The sequence below is a fragment of the Nocardiopsis alba DSM 43377 genome (assembly GCF_000341225.1).
Taxonomy (GTDB): Bacteria; Actinomycetota; Actinomycetes; order Streptosporangiales; family Streptosporangiaceae; genus Nocardiopsis; species Nocardiopsis alba.
The window spans coordinates 1-17,456 of the sequence record NZ_ANAC01000017.1 but is presented as its reverse complement, the minus strand read 5'-3'; the positions used below and the strand labels follow the sequence as shown (position 1 = coordinate 17,456).

The following is a 17,456-nucleotide window of genomic DNA, read 5'->3' as shown; positions in this document are numbered from 1 at the left end:
TCAACCGAGCGCCCTGAGCACACGCCGTCCCGTCCCCGTCCCGGTCAACCACCGGTGGCGGCGTTTCCACCGGTCGGCGCACGACCGCCACGACGCGGCCTCCCGTTCGGTCTCCTCCAGGCGTGTCCGCCATTCCTCCGCCCCCTCCCTCTCCTCGGGCTCCTCCACGTCCTCCTCCGGGTCGAGCAGGGAGGTGCCGTCCATCCAGCGCACACCGGCCACCTCGTCGACCAGCCGGTCGACGTCGGCGTCCCCCTCCGCCAGATGCCGTGCCCGGGCGAAACTCGAAAGGCGCTCCAGCCTGGGACCCTCGGGCCCGCCCCGGGGCATCGCGGCACGGACCAGACCCGCCTTGGTCAGCCGCGCCTGGCGCAGCATCTCGCCCACCGCGTCCGGGGCGAACGCGAACCCCGGGCGCGTCCACAGGACGAACGGCACGTCGAGATCGGGTTCGGGCGGGCTCGTCCGGAACCTCGTCCTCGGATCGCTCTCCAGGTAGGCCCGCAACGCGGGAAGACCGTCACCGCGCCCCTCCCACGGCCGATCGGCCACCAGGGTGATCCGCAGATCCGTGGTCGTCCCGCCCAGCAGGCGGTCCACGGTGTCCGCCACCAGCGCCGACGGAACGTCGCCGATCTCCATCACCACGTCCACCATCGGCACCTGCCAGCTGCGACCGGTGATCCTCTCCCGATCCGCCGTCAGGGGCAGACGGTTGCCGACGAAGGGGGCCCGATACCGGAAGCCCTCCTCACGCCGCCGCTGCATCTGGGGCAGCCCCAGATGCAGGCTTCCGCTGTCGGGGTCCGGCAGGAAGACCGCCCCCTGTCGCGCGAGCCGATACGCCAGGTGGGTGTCCTCCCCCAACACCAGCTCGGGGTCGGAACCTCCGGAACGGCGGTACAGGTCCCGTCCCATCGAGTTCGTGGCCCCGATGAAGTTCCGGTAGGCCGTGTGCCCCGCCCGACGCAGGCGCCCGGTCCGGCGATAGGACTCGACCAGCCACTCCATCTCCTCGCCGTCGCCGAACAGCCCCTGAGCGGTGCCCTCGCGGACCGCGGCCGCCACCTCCTCCGGCCCCGGACCGCCCGGTCCGTGCTCCACGAACCTCAGGCCACCGATGACCACCACGTAGTCGGCCAGGTGATGCCACCGCATCTGGGATTCCACATGGTCTCGAAAGGCCACCATGTCGGCGTCCAGACGCAGCAGGACCGTCCCGTCCGCCACCGCGATCCCGGAACGGACCGCGTGCCCGGGCCCCCACCCGCCGGGGCCGGAGGGCACGAGGAGGGTGTTCTCCGGCCGCAGATCCGGCAACCGCAGGGGCGGATCGCTGCCGTCGTCGACCACCACGACCTGGGTCAGCGACGACGGATAGGTCTGGGCGGTCAGCGACGCCAGGGTCAGGTCCAGCCGTTCCTGTCCGCCGTGCGCCGGGATCACCACGCTCACGTCCAGCCAAGGGGTCCATTCCCCCGACGGCGGGGGTTCGAGAGCCCCGTGATCGTTCAGTCTCAGAAGCGGACGGGGCACCGTCCACGCGCCGACGTCGACCGTCATCGTCCACCTCCGACGAGCTCGTGCTCACGGGGTTCCAGGAGGGCGCTGGGGCGCCATCCCGGCCACTGCGCCCGCACCGTCCCCTTCAGGAAGTACCCCGAGCCGACCTTCCAGGTGTGCCCGCCGGACCTGCGGCGGAGCACGTAGTTACAGCCGTGGGTGCGATAGAGCCGACCGCCCATGAGCTCCACCCCGGCGAGGAACTGCGTGTCCTCCGAGGTCGGGATGGGGCGGAACCCCCCGGTCTCCTCCCACACCCTGCGGTCCATCATCAGCGTCCCGCCGCCGAGACGACGCGACGCGCGTTCGCTCTCGCCCAAGGGCAGCCGCACCGTCATGTCGAGCTCCTCCAGGTAGACGAACTCGGCGGCGTTGCCCACCACGTCGGCCCCCGAGTACGAGCGCGCCAACACCAGATCGGCCAGATGGTCGGGCCCGTACCAGTCGTCGTCGTCCATCTTGGCGACCAGGTCGCCGCCCGCCCTGAGCACGGCGCGGTTCAGGATCGAGCCCAGCGGAAGCGCGGGATCGGCCTCGTAGGCGATCACCCGTCCGCCCCGTTCCCGATGGTCGGCCACCGCCTCGCCCACCCCCGGCGCGTCGAGGTCGAAACCGTGCATGCCCAGGACCAGTTCCACGTCCACACCGCGCTGCCGGGCCACCTGCCCCAACGCGAACGGCACCATGTGGGGCCTGCGGGTGCACAACACCACCGAGACCGTCGGCTCCGCCGGCAGATCCACCCCGGTGATCTCTCCCAACCGCCGCCAACGGGCCCGGGCGCCGTGGGCCCGCAACGCCGCCCGCCGCAGACGAACGCTGTGCTCCTCCCGGCGCAGCGGGTCCCGCATGTCCTTCAGGCAGACCGAGGACATCAGCGCACGAAGGGGTTCTCCCAGGCAGGACGCCCAGCTCGGTCCCGGGTCGCCCAGCAGGGGGACACCCGCCGCCGCGAACGCGGCGACGGCCCTCACCGAGGCCAAGGGGCCGCTGTGACGTCCCCACTCCACCCGGATCGTGCGCAGATCGCGCACGGCCTCGATGTCGGCGTCGGTGACGGTGCCGTCGTCGGGCAGGCGTCGACGCACCCGCCCGTTGACCACCAGGGCCCATCGGCCCTCCCGGGAGACCAGACGTCCCGAACGGCCCTCGGTGTCCTGGACGAACCCCGTGGGGTTGATCATCGTCTCGTCCAGAGGCGGTACGTCGTCGACCTCGAACCCGCCCCGAGGCCGCGGAACCGCGCCGGGACGGCCCAGGGCCCGCCACCTCGAATCCTCCAGGCTCCACCGGCGCAGCCTCGGTGTTACGGGCTCCGCCGGATCGTGTTCGGCCCCGGCCGTACCCACGTCCAGGATCGCGTCCACCTCGTCCATCCCGCCCGCGAGGGCGTCACCGGGACGCCACACGCCCGCGTCCCGCCCCCTCGCCGCCACCAGCGGTCCCGTCGCCGTCCCTCGACGACCGCCCGCCAGCCCGTGTGACAGGGCGGTGACGACCTCCGCCAACGACACGGGACGGGTGAGGAGGAGTTCGACCGACCATCCGGCGTCGGGGACCCTCTTGATCCGGGCGTCCAAGAGCCCGGTCCACCGCCCGGTCCCGGGGACCATGGGAAAGGGCGGCGGTAGGTGTTCCGCCGCCCTGCGCACGATGACGGTGAAGCGGGCGGCGCGCACGGGACCGGCGACCACGGGGACCGCCCGGCGCAGATCCGTGGGCGTCCCCACCACCAGCACGACCTGCTCGAACGGGTGGGGAGGGTCGTCCGGTCCGAAGACCTCGTCGACGCTCCGTCGCCCCAGGTCCACCACCGTGTCCCGACGCCCGAAGCGCACCCGGTCGATCCCCCCTGCCGTCCCCGAGCCCAGATGACAGGCCAGAAGGGGACCGGGATGTCGACGGTGCAGGGCGTCTCGCCACACCTCCGCGATCACAACATCACCCGGGAGCCGTCCCCCGAACGCTCCGTCTCGATCTCGACCACCATCCGACCGGCGGAGGCTCCGCAGGAGCACGGGGTCGCCTCCCGCTTCAGACGCTCCTCCACCCGCCCCATGAGAACGACCAGCTCGTCCGCCCGGCCGATGAGTTCGGCCCGATTCTCCCCGGCGATCTCGGAGATGTCCCGAACCTGTCGATCGAGCCCGGAGCGCAACCGTCGGACCTGATGATCGGTCCGGCGGAGCAGGAACACGACCAGGAGCGTCGCGGCGAGTACCGCCACGCACGCCGACAACTGCACCGCCGGGACCAGGCCCAGCAGCCCTCGGTGGACAAGGAACCCGACACCGCAACCTCCGAGCGAAAAAGCCCCCGCCGCTGCGACCAGAAGACGCGAACGTGAACGACGCACGACTCCCCCCAACACACGCTGAGACGTCACGACGGCCGCGCCGTCGCATCGATCCCCTTCAGGATCACGCAGGTCAGCGCGTTATCAAGGAAGAGAGGAAGCGGGAGAGCACTGGACATTCACGGAGATTCGTCCCCGGATGTACGAAGGGCCGTGCCCCCGAAGGAGACACGGCCCGAACCGATCCGCACGACGGATCCGGAGCATGGGAGGACTCAGTCCTCCAGGTCGATCTGACGGGCGATCTCGGCGTCGATCTCACCGGAGATCGACGTGAGGATCTCGTCCGGAACGGCGGAGTCGACGGTCAGCGCGATCAGCGCCTTGCCGCCCTCCTTGTCCCGGATGACCTGCATACCGGCGATGTTGACCTCGGCGTCGCCGAGCAGGGCGCCGACCTTGCCGACGATGCCGGGGCGGTCCTCGTAGGAGAGGAACACCATGTGCTCGTCGAGGCCGATCTCCATCGTGTAGTTGTTGATCTCCACCAGCTTCTCGACCTGGCGGGGGCCGGTGAGCGTGCCCGACACCGACACCCGGGTGCCGTCGGCCAGCACGCCGCGCACCGAGATCAGGTTGCGCCAGTCGCTGCTGTCGTCGCTGGTGACGAGGTTCACCTCGACGCCGCGTTCCTTGGCCAGAAGCGGAGCGTTCACGAAGGTCACCGGGTCCTCGACGACGTCGGTGAACACGCCCTTGAGGGCCGCGAGCTCCAGGACCTTGACGTCGTGAGCGGCGATCTCACCGCGCACCTCGACGTCGATACGGGCGGCGAGCGCGCCGGCCAGGGAGGTGAAGACCCGACCGAGCTTCTCGGTGAGCGGCAGACCCGGCTTGATCTCCTCGGCCACACCGGTGCCCTGGACGTTCACCGCGTCCGGCACGAACTCGCCGGACAGGGCGAGCTTGACCGAACGGGCGACCTGCGTGCCCGCCTTCTCCTGGGCCTCAGTGGTGCTGGCGCCCAGGTGGGGGGCGACGACCACGTTCTCGAACTCGAACAGCGGGCTGTCGGTGTTGGGCTCCTTGGCGAACACGTCGATGCCCGCGCCGGCCACGCGCTCCTCCTTGAGGGCCCGGTAGAGGGCGTCCTCGTCGAGGATGCCGCCGCGCGCGGCGTTGATGATCCGCACGGAGGGCTTGACCTTGGACAGCGCCTCGTCGCCGATCAGGCCGAGGGTGTCCTTGTTCTTGGGCAGGTGGATGGTGATGAAGTCGCTGCGCTCGAGCAGGTCGTCCAGCGTGGTCATCTCCACACCGATCTGCGCGGCGCGGGCGGGCTGCACGAACGGGTCGTAGGCGATGACCTTGGTACCGAACGCCAGCAGCCGTTGGGCGACCAGGGCGCCGATCCGGCCGAGGCCGACCACGCCGACGACCTTCTCGTACAGCTCCACACCCGTGTACTTCGAACGCTTCCACTCACCGTGGACGAGGGCGTTGTGGGCGGGGGCGGTGTTGCGCGCGCTGGCGAGCAGCAGGTTGATGGCCTGCTCGGCGGCGCTGATGATGTTGGAGGTGGGTGCGTTGACCACGAGCACGCCCGCCTTGGTGGCGGCGTCGACGTCGACGTTGTCCAGGCCCACACCGGCGCGGGCCACGACCTGGAGGTGGCCGGCGGCCTCGAGGGCCTCGGCGTCCACCTGGGTGGCGCTGCGCACGATCAGGGCGTCGACGTCGGCGATGGCCGGAAGCAGTTGGGACCGGTCCGCTCCGTCAACGTGGCGCACTTCGAAGTCGTCTTCGAGGAGCGCGATTCCTGCGGGCGAGAGCTTTTCCGCGACGAGTACGACGGGTTTGGTCACAACGGTTCCTTTTCGGGTGGATACGACCCGATCGCGCAGGTGGAGGCGCTGCCCGGATCGGGTGTGACGGCCTTTCCAAAGTCTATCGCCGGGGTAGGGAAGCCCGTCGGGCGGATGGGGCGCCCCGTAGGGAAAGATGTCTCACCCTCCCCGGCCATACGCCGTCGGGGAGGGGCGTGTGCCCCTCCCCGACGGCCGTCGTCCCGACAGGCGGGCTAGGCCTTGAGCCAGCTCATCAGCGGACGCAGTTCGGCGCCCACCTTCTCGATCTGCTCGTTCTGCTCGGCCTCGCGGCGCTTGCCGAAGGTGGGCTGACCGGCGTCGAACTCGGCCATGAGCTCCTTGGCGTAGCTGCCGTCCTGGATCTCACCGAGGATCTTGCGCATCTCCTCGCGGGTCTGCTCGGTGATCAGGCGCGGGCCGCGGGTGTAGCCGCCGTACTCGGCGTTGTCCGAGATGGACCAGTTCATCTTGGAGATGCCGCCCTCGTACATGAGGTCGACGATCAGCTTGAGCTCGTGCAGGCACTCGAAGTAGGCGATCTCCGGCTGGTAGCCCGCCTCGACGAGGGTCGCGAAACCGGCCTTGACCAGCTCCTCGGTGCCGCCGCACAGAACGGCCTGCTCACCGAAGAGGTCGGTCTCGGTCTCCTCGGTGAAGGTGGTCTTGATGACGCCGGCCTTGGTGCCGCCGATGCCCTTGGCCCAGGACAGGGCCAGGTCCCAGGCCTGTCCGCTGGCGTCCTTCTCGACGGCGACCAGGCAGGGGACGCCGCGACCGGCCTCGTACTGACGACGGACCAGGTGGCCGGGGCCCTTGGGGGCGACCATGGCGACGTCGACGCCCTCGGGGGCCTGGATGAGGCCGAAGCGGATGCTGAAGCCGTGCGCGAAGAACAGGGCGTTCCCGGGCTCCAGGTTGGGGGCGATCTCGTTGGTGTAGAGGTCGCGCTGGATGTGGTCCGGGACCAGGATCATGATGACGTCGGCCTCGCGGGTGGCCTCCGCGGGGGTGAGGACCCGCAGGCCCTCCTCCTCGGCCTTGCCGCGGCTCTTGGAGCCCTCGGCCAGACCGATCCGGACGTCCACACCCGAGTCCCGCAGCGACAGCGCGTGCGCGTGGCCCTGGCTGCCGTAACCGATCACGGCGACCTTCTTGCCCTGGATGAGCGCGAGGTCCGCGGCGTCGTCGTAGTACATCTGTGCTGCCACTTGGGGTTACTCCTTGTTTCTACGTTCTTGGGGGCTCGGGGGTGGGGCTGCCCGATGGTGTCGCGAACAGCCTCTCACCTCAGGCGCTGCGTTCGACCGATCGCAGTGAACGGTCGGTGATCGAACGCGGTCCCCGGCCCAGGGCGACCAGCCCTGACTTGACCAGTTCTCGGATCCCGAAGGGTTCCAGGTTCTTGACCAGGGCATCGAGCTTCTCGGGGTCGCCGGTGGCCTCGATGACGACGACGTCCGGGCTGACGTCCACGACGTGCGCGCGGAAGAGCTCGGCCGTCTGAAGCACATGTGTGCGGCTGGACGCGTCGGCCTTGACCTTGATCAGGAGCAGCTCGCGCTGCACCGACGCGGTGGTGTCCATCTCCACGATCTTGACGACGTTGACCAGCTTGTTGAGCTGTTTGGTCACCTGCTCCAAAGGGTGGAGGTCGCAGTTGACCACGATCGTCATCCGGGACAGTCCGGTGTACTCGGTGCTGCTGACACTGAGCGAGTCGATGTTGAAGCCACGACGGGAGAAGAGAGCGGAGGCCCGGGCGAGGATACCGGGGGTGTCCTCCACCAGAACGGAAAGCGTGTGACTGCTCATGGTGGTTCGGCCTTCTCCTAGTCCTGGTGTTCCCAGTCGGGCGCCATGTCGCGCGCGTACTGGATGTTGTCGTTGCTGACGCCGGGGCCGACCATCGGCCAGACCATGGCGTCGTGGTTGACGCTGAAGTCGACGACCACGGGGACGTCGTTGATCGACATCGCCTTCTCGATGGTGGCGTCGATGTCCTCGGGGCGTTCACAGCGCAGACCGACACACCCGTAGGCCTCGGCGAGACGGACGAAGTCCGGGATGCGGATCCGCTCGTCCAGGGGGGCGGTCTGGAGGTCGGTGTTGGAGTAGCGGCCCTCGTAGTACAGGGTCTGCCACTGGCGGACCATGCCCAGGTTGCCGTTGTTGACGACCGCGACCTTGATGGGGATGCCCTCGACGGCGCAGGTGGCCAACTCCTGGTTGGTCATCTGGAAGCAGCCGTCGCCGTCGACCGACCACACGACCCGGTCGGGGTCGCCGACCTTGGCGCCGAGGGCGGCGGGGACGGAGAAGCCCATGGTGCCGAGTCCGCCGGAGTTGACGAAGGAACCGGGGCGTTCGTAGTCGATGAACTGGGCGGCCCACATCTGGTGCTGGCCGACGCCCGCGACGTAGGTGGCCTCGGGGCCGACGATCTCGCCCAGCCGCCGGATGACGCCCTGCGGGGACAGGGTGCCGTCGTCGGGGACGTCGTAACCCTTGGGGTAGGTGGTGCGGAGCCTGTTCAGCCGGTCCCACCAGGCCTCGTAGTCGCCCTGACGGCCCTTCTCCTGGTCGGCGCGCACGGCCACGACCAGGTCGGCGAGGACCTCGCGGCAGTCGCCGACGATCGGCACGTCGGCGTGACGGTTCTTGGAGATCTCGGCCGGGTCGATGTCGGCGTGGACGATCTTGGCGTCGCGGGCGAAGCTGTCGAGGCGGCCGGTGACGCGGTCGTCGAAGCGGGCGCCGAGGGCGACGATCAGGTCGGCCCGCTGGAGCGCGCCGACCGCGGAGACATCGCCGTGCATGCCGGGCATGCCCACGAACTGCGGGTGCGAGTCGGGGAAGACTCCGCGGGCCATCAGGGTGGTGACGACGGGGACGCCGGTGATCTCGGCGAGGACGCGCAGTTCGGCCGAGGCGCGGGCGCGCAGGACGCCGCCGCCGACGTAGAGGACCGGGCGCTTGGCCTCGGCGATCATGCGGGCCGCCTCACGGACCTGCTTGCCGTGGGGCTTGGTGACCGGACGGTATCCGGGCAGTTCGAGTCGCTCGGGCCAGACGAAGTCGGTGGAGTTCTGGAGAGCGTCCTTGGAGATGTCGACCAGGACCGGCCCGGGGCGCCCGCTGGAGGCGATGTGGAAGGCCTCGGCGATGGTCCGGGGGATCTCACGAACGTCCTTGACCAGGAAGTTGTGCTTGGTGATCGGCATCGTGATGCCGCAGATGTCGGCTTCCTGGAAGGCGTCGGTGCCGATCTTGGGAGCGGCGACCTGGCCGGTGATGGCGACCATGGGGACCGAGTCCATGTGGGCGTCGGCCAGCGGGGTGACGAGGTTGGTGGCGCCGGGCCCGCTGGTGGCCATGCACACCCCGGGGCGCCCGGTGGCGTAGGCGTAGCCTTCGGCCGCGTGGCCCGCCCCCTGCTCGTGGCGCATGAGGATGTGGCGCACCGTCGCCGAGTCGTAGAGGGGGTCGTACGCGGGGAGGATGCTGCCGCCGGGAATCCCGAAGACGGTGTCAACGCCGACGTGCTCCAGCGACCTGATCAGCGATTGGGCGCCGGTCATCTGCTCGGTCATCTCAAGATCCTTCAGCGAGGCCCAGAGCGGCACAGGGGCTCTGGTGGTGGTGGTTCCGGTTTCTCGACCTGGTGCGGCAATAAAAAAACCCCCACCGCCGGGTGGCGGTCGAGGGTGGCGCGCAGCAGAAGTAGCTCAGTGGGCTGCGCGCCGACCAAGTACGAGAATCAGGGAGTTGCTCTGCACGTTCACAACATTGGCCGAAGTGCCGGTCGCACGTCAACCAGAACTACAGATTATCTCAAATAGTGAGACACAAATATCAACATTCAATCCGAGTCGCACTCGACAGACCCCATCTGAACTGCACAAACAAGGATCAGGTGGGCGTCTCATGTAATGGAGAACACGCGACAGGGGTTCGCGGGCGCCTTCGTTAGGCGCACTTAACATGATGTTCCCGAACTGCCCAGATAAAGGAACTTCGGGGGCCAACGCCCCCTTCATCCCGAAACGGGAGCGGACCGCCCGAAGAGACGCCGCTCCCTCACAGGTCCGGGCCGGCCTCTCCCCCGGCGAGGGAGTCCACGCCCTCGGCCGGCATCGGGCGGGCCACCAGGAAGCCCTGACCGTGGTCGCAACCCATCGCCCGAAGCTGCTCCAACTGTTCCGGGCGTTCGATGCCCTCGGCCACCACCTGGACCCCCAGATCCCGACCGAGCTGGATGATCGTGTGCGTGAGCAGCGTGACCGTGTCGTCGCGCCCCAGGTCGGCGATGAAGGACGGGTCGATCTTGATCGAGTCCACGCTCAACTCGCGCAGATGGGCCAGGGAGGCGTACCCCATGCCGTAGTCGTCGATGGCCAGGCGCACGCCCAGTTCCCGCAGCTCGCCCAGGCGGGCGACCGCGTCCCCTTCGTCCTCCAGGAGGACCTCCTCGTCCACCTCCAGGGTCAGGACCTCCGCGGACAGCCCCGTCTCCGCGAGCACCCCTTCGACGGTCCGGACGAAGCGGGGTGAGAGCACCTGCTTGACGGACAGGTTCACCGAGAGGCCGATGTCCCAGTCCGAGACCCGCCACACGGCGACCTTCTCGCAGGCCTCCCGCAGGATCCACTCCCCCAGCGGCACGATCAGACCCGATTCCTCGGCCGCCCCGATGAAGGCGTCCGGTCCCACGACCTCTCCGTCGCGGTTCCAGCGGACCAGGGCCTCCACCGCCGTCACCTGGGAGGTGCCCAGATCCACGATCGGCTGATACTCCAGGAAGAACTCGCCGTCCGCGAGCGCCCGGCGCAACCGGATCTGCAACTCCAACCGCGCCACGACCATCTCGTGCATGTGCGCGGCGTAGACCTCCACGTGCCCGGTCCCGCGCTCCTTGGCCCTGGTCATCGCCACGTCGGCGTTGCGCAGCAGCTCTCCGCTGTCCGTGGTCGGCTCGGCGAAGGCCACCCCGATGCTCGCGGTCAGCACCATGTCGCGGTCGGCCACCTGGAAGGGCTCGGAGGCGATCACACGCCCCAGGCGCTCGGCCAGATCGACCACCCGCTGGGCCTCCGGCACGTCCTCGACCAGGACCGCGAACTCGTCGCCGCCCCAGCGGGCCAGGGTGGCGTTGGACTCCAGCTCTCCGCGCAGGCGGCGCGCGGCCTGCCCGAGCATGTGGTCGCCGCGCACGTGTCCGGCCGAGTCGTTGACGGCGGTGAACCCGTCCAGGTCCAGGAAGATCAGCGCGATGTCGCCGGTGTTCTCGTCGTTGATCGCCCGGTGCGCCAGCACGTCGCTGGCCCGCTCCTCCAGGTAGGCACGGTTGGGCAGACCGGTGACCCCGTCGTGGAAGGTCAGGTGCTCGACCTGGTCCTGGAGCGCCACCTGGGCGCTGATGTCCCGGGTGGTCACCAGGAGACGGTCGGGCTCGCCCGGCTGTTCGTAGAGGGAGACCGTGGACTCGGTGTGCCGCCAGGTGCCGTCGGCGGCCCGCACGCGCAGGCGCAGGTGCACCCCCTGGTTCGACCGCTCCTCGAACAGGTCGGTGACGGCCTTGATCCGGGAGAGGTCCTCGGGGTGGATGAGTGTGGTGACCGGGGCCGCCAGCACGTCGTCCAGCCGATAGCCGAAGGCCTCGGCCGTCCCCGGACTGACGTAGAACACGCCGCCGTCGCGGTCCAGGACCAGGATGACGTCGCCGCTGTTGCGGGCCAGTTCGTTGAAGTGCCCCTCGCGGTTGCGGACCATGCGGGTGAGCGTGGAGTTCTCCTCCAACATCCCCAGCACGCGCACCACCAGCACCAGCACGGCGGTGCCCGCCGCCAGCGGCAGCGCCGGTGCCACGCCCGGCAGGCTCAAGCCTCCCACCGTGAGCACGATCGTGGCCAGCAGGACCGCTCCCAGGGCGGCGATCTCGGGGGCGAAACGGTAGAGCCCCCGCCCGGTGATCCGGCGCGGTTCGGCGCCCGGTCGGTGCTCCACCAGCCACGGCAGGGCGCCCAGCAGGGCGAAGCCCAGGAAGCGCACCGGCTGTTCGACGCCGCCCGCCACGGGCGGTCCGGTCAGTCGGGTGACCGCGCCGATGAGGTCGGAGGAGGCGATGACCACGAGCGCCCCGATCGCCACCAGCACCGCGCGCCGCGTGCTGTGCGGCGACATGAACACGAGCGGGATGAGCAGGCACAGCACCACGATGTCGGCCACCGGGTACACCAGGGCGAAGCCGAGCAGTCCGGCGCCCTCGCCCAGTTCCTTGTACAGGGGCGAGAACAGCAGGACCCATACGACGGAGAAGACCGCCGCCGCGCACACGTAGCTGTCGGTGATGTGGCGCATGGCCGTACGCAGACCACCCGGCCATGGGGCGAATCGGGTGAAACCGATCACGAAGAGTGGCAGGGCCGCCAAGGCGAAGAGATCACCCAGAGTGATCGAGAAGACCGACCCGGCGCTGAAGGTCCGGGTGATGGCGTGAGTAAGAGCACCCGCGCACCAGGCCAGCGCGGCCAGTCCGAGAAAGCGCAGCGCGGCCGGACCGTCCGCCCCGTCCACATGGGCCTCCCGGTCCGCGCCGGTCCTGGCCCATCGTTTGGAGGCGTACAGCAGAGAGCCGCCGGCGACTCCGGCCACCAACGCGTTCGGCCACTGCCCCAGCTCGGCGGCCAGGGTGGACTCCCCCGCCGGGATCAGCGTTCCCAGGAGATAGAGGAGGAAGAGCGCGCCCAGCCCGAACAACGACAGGCGACGTGCCTGGAGGCCCATCACCGACCTCCCCGTGAGCGCGGCGCGGCGCGGCCGGCCCGTGGCCGACGCTCCGCTCTCTCCTCGGACATGGAGCACCCACCTCGTGATCACTCGATTCGGGGCGCGGCGTTCGCTCACGCCGTGGGCTGGCGCCCGGCATGCGGCGGGACGGGGGCGAGCGATGGAGGGGAGAGCCCCGGGGACCGCACGCACCTCCCGTGCGTGGACACCCTACGCAACCAAGGTCACACGGCGATTGAGGCCCGGCTGAGAGATGACGACGGAGCGACTACGCTCGGTCATCTCCTTTTCGGGTTTCGCCGCGCCGTGTCCGGATATGGGAACGGCGCCGTGGAGCCCCCTCCGGGTGTGTCCCCGAACGACCTCTCGGGCGTGTCCGAGGACGACGTACCGCTCTCCACGGCGCCGAACCACTCTCTGGGACGATCCGTGTGAACGGCGGATCGACCCCGTCCGGGGTCTCACCCCGTCAGTTTGGCCAGGATCAGCTCACGTGCGCGGCCCGCGTCGGCCTGCCCCCGCGTGGCCTTCATGACCGCGCCCACCAGGGCTCCGGCCGCGGCCACCTTGCCGCCGCGCACCTTCTCCGCGACGTCGGGGTTGGCGGCGATGGCCTCGTCGACGGCGGCGCCGAGGGCACCGTCGTCGCTGACGACCTTGAGGCCGCGGGACTCCACGACGGCGTCGGGCTCCCCCTCGCCTGCCAGAACACCCTCGACGACCTGGCGTGCCAGCTTATTGGTGAGCGTCCCCTCGGCCACCAGGGCGATGATCCGGGCCACCTGGGCGGGGGTGATGGGCAGGGCGCCCAGCTCCGTCTCCTGCTCGGTGGCGCGCCGGGACAGCTCGTTCAGCCACAGCTTGCGGGCCTCGGCGGAGGGCGCTCCGGCGACCACGGTCGCCTCGACCAGATCGATCGCGTCGGCGTTGATCAGGTCGCGCAGCTCGGTGTCGCTCAGGTTCCACTCGGACTTGACCCGGGCGCGCTTGGCGGCGGGCAGCTCGGGCAGGGTGGCGCGCAGCTCCTCCACCCACTCGGCGGAGGGCGCGACCGGGACCAGGTCGGGGTCCGGGAAGTAACGGTAGTCCTGCGCCTCCTCCTTGGAGCGGCCCGAGGTGCTGCGACCGAGGTGCTCCTGGAAGTGACGGGTCTCCTGGACGACGCGACCGCCCGCGTCGAGGACACCGGCCTGGCGCTCGATCTCCGAGAGCACGGCCCGCTCGACCGAACGCAGCGAGTTGACGTTCTTGGTCTCGCTCCGGGTGCCCCATTCGGCGGCGCCGATCTCGTTGATGGACACGTTCACGTCGCAGCGCATGGAGCCCTCCTCCATGCGCACGTCGGAGATGCCCAGGGAGCGCGCGAGGTCGCGCAGCTCGGCGGCGTAGGCGCGGGCGACCAGCGGGGCGAGCCCACCGGTCCCGGTGATCGGCTTGGTCACGATCTCCAGCAGGGGGATCCCGGCGCGGTTGTAGTCCACGTTGGAGTGGCTGGCGCCGTGGATCCGGCCGGTCGAACCGCCCACGTGGGAGGACTTGCCGGTGTCCTCCTCCATGTGCACGCGCTCGATCTCGATCCGGAACTCGCGCGGGCCGTCCGGGGTGTCGACGGTGACGTCGAGGTGACCGTCCACACAGATCGGCTCGTCGTACTGCGAGATCTGGTAGTTCTTCGGCATGTCCGGGTAGAAGTAGTTCTTCCGGGCGAAACGGCCCCAGGGGGCGATGGAGCAGTTGAGCGCCAGCCCCAGACGGATCGCGCTCTCCACGGCCTTCTCGTTCACCACCGGCAGAGAGCCGGGGAAGGCGAGACAGACCGGACACACCTGCGTATTGGGCTCGGCGCCGAACGCGGTGGGGCAGGAGCAGAACATCTTGGAGGCGGTACCCAGTTCGATGTGGGTCTCCAGACCGAGTACGGGCTCGTACCTGGTCAGCGCCTGCTCAAAGGCCACCGGGGTGGTGCCGCCATCGTCTGTGGCAGGGCTAGGAGTTACCGCGTGGGCCATCGCCGCAAACCCGTTTCCGTAGAGGACATACCTTCCAGGTCAGCCTACCGACGCTCGGAGGTCGACTGTCCCCGCACCCGAGCACGGAAGGCCCTACGGATGTCACGGCCAGTGCACGATTGAGCCGCTGTAGAGGAGATCTACCGTCACCCAGGGTGCCGGACCATTAGTCTGGATGGTCCAGGAACACGATTTCGCCGGTCGAGGCCTCGACACCTCGACCGCCTTCGTACAGGAGCGCCTGAGCATGTCCGACATCCTGCGTCGGTGCGCCGCGCTGCTTTCCGCATCCGCTCTGATCGGTGCCCTCACCACCGCTCCGGCCCTCGCCGAGGACTTCTCCCGCGTGGACCGTGATCCGGTCATGGGTTCGCCGGTCGTGCTCGAGGACGGCCGGGAGGCGGAGACGGCGCTGTTCAGCCTGCGCGTCGCCGACGAGGACTCCGTGCGCGCCTATCCGATGCTCTTGGACGAGGAGGTGCGTCCCCGCACCGCCTACGTCGAGTCCGAGTGGACCGACACCCCCCACTGGACCGGGACGTCCGCCGCCCCGAACCCGGCCGACCGCGCGAACTGGATCGTGAGCAACTCCTACCCGAACGAGCCCCTCCCCTCCCTGGCCCTGGCCTCCGGTCTGCCCTTCGTGGAGGGGCCGGACGCGATAGCGGCGACGCAGGCGGCCCTCTGGAACGTCCTGGACGGCACGGAGCTCGACGAGGAGAGCAACTCCCAGACCGTCCTGCGCCTCTACGACCACCTGGTCGAGGGCAGTCGGTCGGCGGAGACCGGGGCGACCGCCCGCTCCCTGGAGGTCACCCCGAACCAACTGGAGGCGGTCGCCCCCGAAGAGCCGCTGGGCCCGTTGACGGTCTCCGTGGCCGGAGGCGGTTCGGTCCAGGCGTCGCTGCGCGGCGCCCCGGCCTCCTGGTTGGTGGACGCCGACGGGCGCGAGATCTCCACCGTCGAGGACGGCGAGGATCTCTATCTGGCGGTGGACCCGTCGGTTCCCGCCGGAGTGGCCACCCTGCACCTGCGCGGCAGCGACGTCCCCTTGGAGGAGGGGCGACTGTTCACCGGACGCGAGGGTGTCCGCACCCAGCCCCTCATCACCGCCGAGCCGGGCGTGGCGACCAGCGCCACCAGCGCCACCCTCACCTGGAACGGCGAGGAGCCCCCTGAGAGCGAGGTGGAGGACGAAGAGGAGGCCGCGCCGCCCGTGGTGGACGAGTCGGAGATCCCTCCGCCCGAAGAGGACACGGCCACCGAGCCGCCCGAGGCGTCACCGACCGCCACGGACGGTGATGACCGAAACCAGGAGAAGAGCGGCCTCGCGATCACCGGAACCTGGCTGTCCGGCCTCCTGGTGATCGCCGGCGCTCTGGTGGTGTCCGGGCTGCTCATTCTGGTCCTCGGCCGGAAACGGCGCGACTGAGCCATCGGAACGACGGCGAAACGGGGAACGGCGTTCCATAACACTCACCCATAATGCGGATTTCCCGTGTTCTGTTTTATTCGGAACCGGAACACATCACATTTTCGCGAATCCGGTTGGAAGCGTTGGGGCGGCTCGCTAGTATCGGGCGGGCGGTCGACCATCCATGGCGCACGCGGCCCGCTCCCGCGTCTCGAGACCCTCGGTGAAGGGCACGTCCCTCCCGTGGAACCCACAACCCCCTGTCCCCGATCGTGGTGTCCTCCCATGTCGCCTTTTCGACGACACCCTTTTCCACGCCTTCATCACCAGGGCTCGCGTCGACGTCGTCCGCTTCCGCTCCCCACAGCTTTCAGATGGGAAGGGCGGATATCCATCCGGTCACCCCTAGAAGACACCGGGACACAACTTGAGCAACTTCTCCCTCCCCCGCAGCGCCGGACGCGTGGGTCTGGCGGCCTCCGCCGCGGCCCTGCTCGCCTTCGGCCTGGCCGGCCCGGCCGCAGCCGACGAGGTCGAGACCTACGAGGGCTCCGTCGAGGGCCGGTACGTCGGTGACGCCGAGAACGGCCCCACCGTCCGCATGGCCGGCGGATCGGCCCCGGCCAGCCTCTTCAACCTGGAGCTGACCGACGGCACCCTGCTCACCACCTACTGCATCGACTTCCGCACCAACATCGTCTCCGGCGCCGAGTACGTCGAGGACGACTGGGCGAACTACCCCGGTCTCGGCTCCTTCGCCGAGGCCGGCAAGGTGCACTGGATCCTCCAGAACTCCTACCCCACCGTCGGGGCCGAGGAGCTCGGTGAGAAGGCCGGCGTCGAAGGTCTGAGCACCGCCGACGCCCTGGCCGGCACCCAGGCCGCCATCTGGCGCTTCAGCAACGACATGGACCTCGGCTCGGGTAACGACGCGGCCGTCGAGGCGGTCTACGAGTACCTGGTCGAAGCGGCCGAGGACCAGCCCCAGGAGCCGGGCCCCGCTCTGAGCATCGAGCCGGGCTCCGCCGAGGGCACGGCGGGCGAGATCGTCGGCGAGTTCCTCGTGAAGACGACCGCCACCGAGGTCGAGCTGAACCTGACCGCACCCGAGGGCGTCGAACTGGTCGACGTCGAGACGGGCGAGGTCGTCACCTCGGTCGACGACGGCGACACGGTCGGCTTCTCCGTCCCCGAGGACGCCGAGGCCGGCGAGGCCTCCTTCTCCCTGGAGGGCACCTCCTACGTCGAGCAGGGTCGCCTGTTCAAGGGCAAGGACGAGAACACGCCCACCCAGACGCTGATCACCGCCGAGGGCGGGGACGTTCCGGTCTCCGCGTCGGCCTCGGCGTCCTGGGAGGTCAAGCCGGACGATGAGGACGGCGAGGAGACCCCCTCCCCCAGTCCGTCCCCCTCTCCGAGCCCCAGTCCCAGCCCGAGCCCCTCGCCGTCCGAGGAGCCGACGACGCCGGGTGACGACAAGCCCACCCCGCCCGCCGAGGACGACAAGCCCACCCTCCCCG

11 protein-coding genes are annotated in these 17,456 nt (G+C 69.6%); 2 read left to right on the top strand and 9 right to left on the bottom strand.

The genetic code is table 11. The features are described 5' to 3' along the window. From D451_RS0117980 to gatB, 9 genes are all read right to left on the bottom strand, one after another. Positions 1–1,563, bottom strand: a complete 1,563-nt coding sequence (locus D451_RS0117980) for a glycosyltransferase family A protein (protein ID WP_017535462.1) — start codon at positions 1,561–1,563, stop codon at positions 1–3. Beyond that, positions 1,560–3,500, bottom strand: coding sequence for a glycosyltransferase family 2 protein (locus D451_RS0117975; protein ID WP_017535461.1), 1,941 nt, complete (start codon positions 3,498–3,500; stop codon positions 1,560–1,562). The genes D451_RS0117980 and D451_RS0117975 overlap by 4 nt, the downstream gene beginning before the upstream one ends. Beyond that, positions 3,497–3,919, bottom strand: coding sequence for a hypothetical protein (locus D451_RS0117970; protein ID WP_026125163.1), 423 nt, complete (start codon positions 3,917–3,919; stop codon positions 3,497–3,499). The genes D451_RS0117975 and D451_RS0117970 overlap by 4 nt, the downstream gene beginning before the upstream one ends. 215 nt (positions 3,920–4,134) lie before the next feature. Beyond that, positions 4,135–5,724 carry a phosphoglycerate dehydrogenase gene (gene serA / locus D451_RS0117965; RefSeq protein ID WP_014910056.1) on the bottom strand — a complete coding sequence of 530 codons (1,590 nt, stop codon included), beginning with the start codon at positions 5,722–5,724 and terminating at the stop codon, positions 4,135–4,137. Between the two features lie 215 nt (positions 5,725–5,939). Then, entirely contained in the window at positions 5,940–6,935 is a 996-nt protein-coding gene (gene ilvC / locus D451_RS0117960) for a ketol-acid reductoisomerase (protein ID WP_014913623.1), read from the bottom strand. Positions 6,936–7,014: 79 nt separating this feature from the next. Next, positions 7,015–7,539: an acetolactate synthase small subunit gene (ilvN, locus tag D451_RS0117955; protein WP_014910534.1), complete on the bottom strand. Its 525-nt coding sequence runs from the start codon at positions 7,537–7,539 to the stop codon at positions 7,015–7,017. A gap of 17 nt (positions 7,540–7,556) precedes the next feature. After that, on the bottom strand, positions 7,557–9,332 hold the full coding sequence (locus D451_RS0117950) for an acetolactate synthase large subunit (RefSeq protein WP_267880654.1): 1,776 nt from the start codon (positions 9,330–9,332) through the stop codon (positions 7,557–7,559). Between the two features lie 472 nt (positions 9,333–9,804). Beyond that, positions 9,805–12,510, bottom strand: coding sequence for a GGDEF domain-containing phosphodiesterase (locus tag D451_RS0117945; RefSeq protein WP_014912931.1), 2,706 nt, complete (start codon positions 12,508–12,510; stop codon positions 9,805–9,807). A gap of 464 nt (positions 12,511–12,974) precedes the next feature. Then, a complete protein-coding gene (gatB, locus tag D451_RS0117940) occupies positions 12,975–14,468 on the bottom strand; it encodes an Asp-tRNA(Asn)/Glu-tRNA(Gln) amidotransferase subunit GatB (protein WP_017535459.1) in 1,494 nt (497 codons plus the stop codon). Between the two features lie 301 nt (positions 14,469–14,769). Here gatB and D451_RS0117935 point away from each other — a divergent pair, with 301 nt between their 5' ends. Together D451_RS0117935 and D451_RS0117930 are read left to right on the top strand one after the other, a co-directional pair. Further along, complete coding sequence (locus tag D451_RS0117935) at positions 14,770–15,954, top strand: thioester domain-containing protein (RefSeq protein ID WP_026125161.1); 1,185 nt, start codon at positions 14,770–14,772, stop codon at positions 15,952–15,954. Between the two features lie 409 nt (positions 15,955–16,363). Beyond that, the coding region (locus tag D451_RS0117930) for a thioester domain-containing protein (RefSeq protein ID WP_017535457.1) at positions 16,364–17,456 on the top strand (1,093 nt) is incomplete at its 3' end.

Excerpts from the sequence above, each read along its gene's own strand:
- D451_RS0117980 (WP_017535462.1), bottom strand. The coding sequence starts at position 1,563 with ATGACGGTCGACGTCGGCGCGTGGACGGTGCCCCGTCCGCTTCTGAGA.
- ilvN (WP_014910534.1), bottom strand. The coding sequence starts at position 7,539 with ATGAGCAGTCACACGCTTTCCGTTCTGGTGGAGGACACCCCCGGTATC.
- D451_RS0117945 (WP_014912931.1), bottom strand. The coding sequence starts at position 12,510 with ATGGGCCTCCAGGCACGTCGCCTGTCGTTGTTCGGGCTGGGCGCGCTC.
- D451_RS0117935 (WP_026125161.1), top strand. The coding sequence starts at position 14,770 with ATGTCCGACATCCTGCGTCGGTGCGCCGCGCTGCTTTCCGCATCCGCT.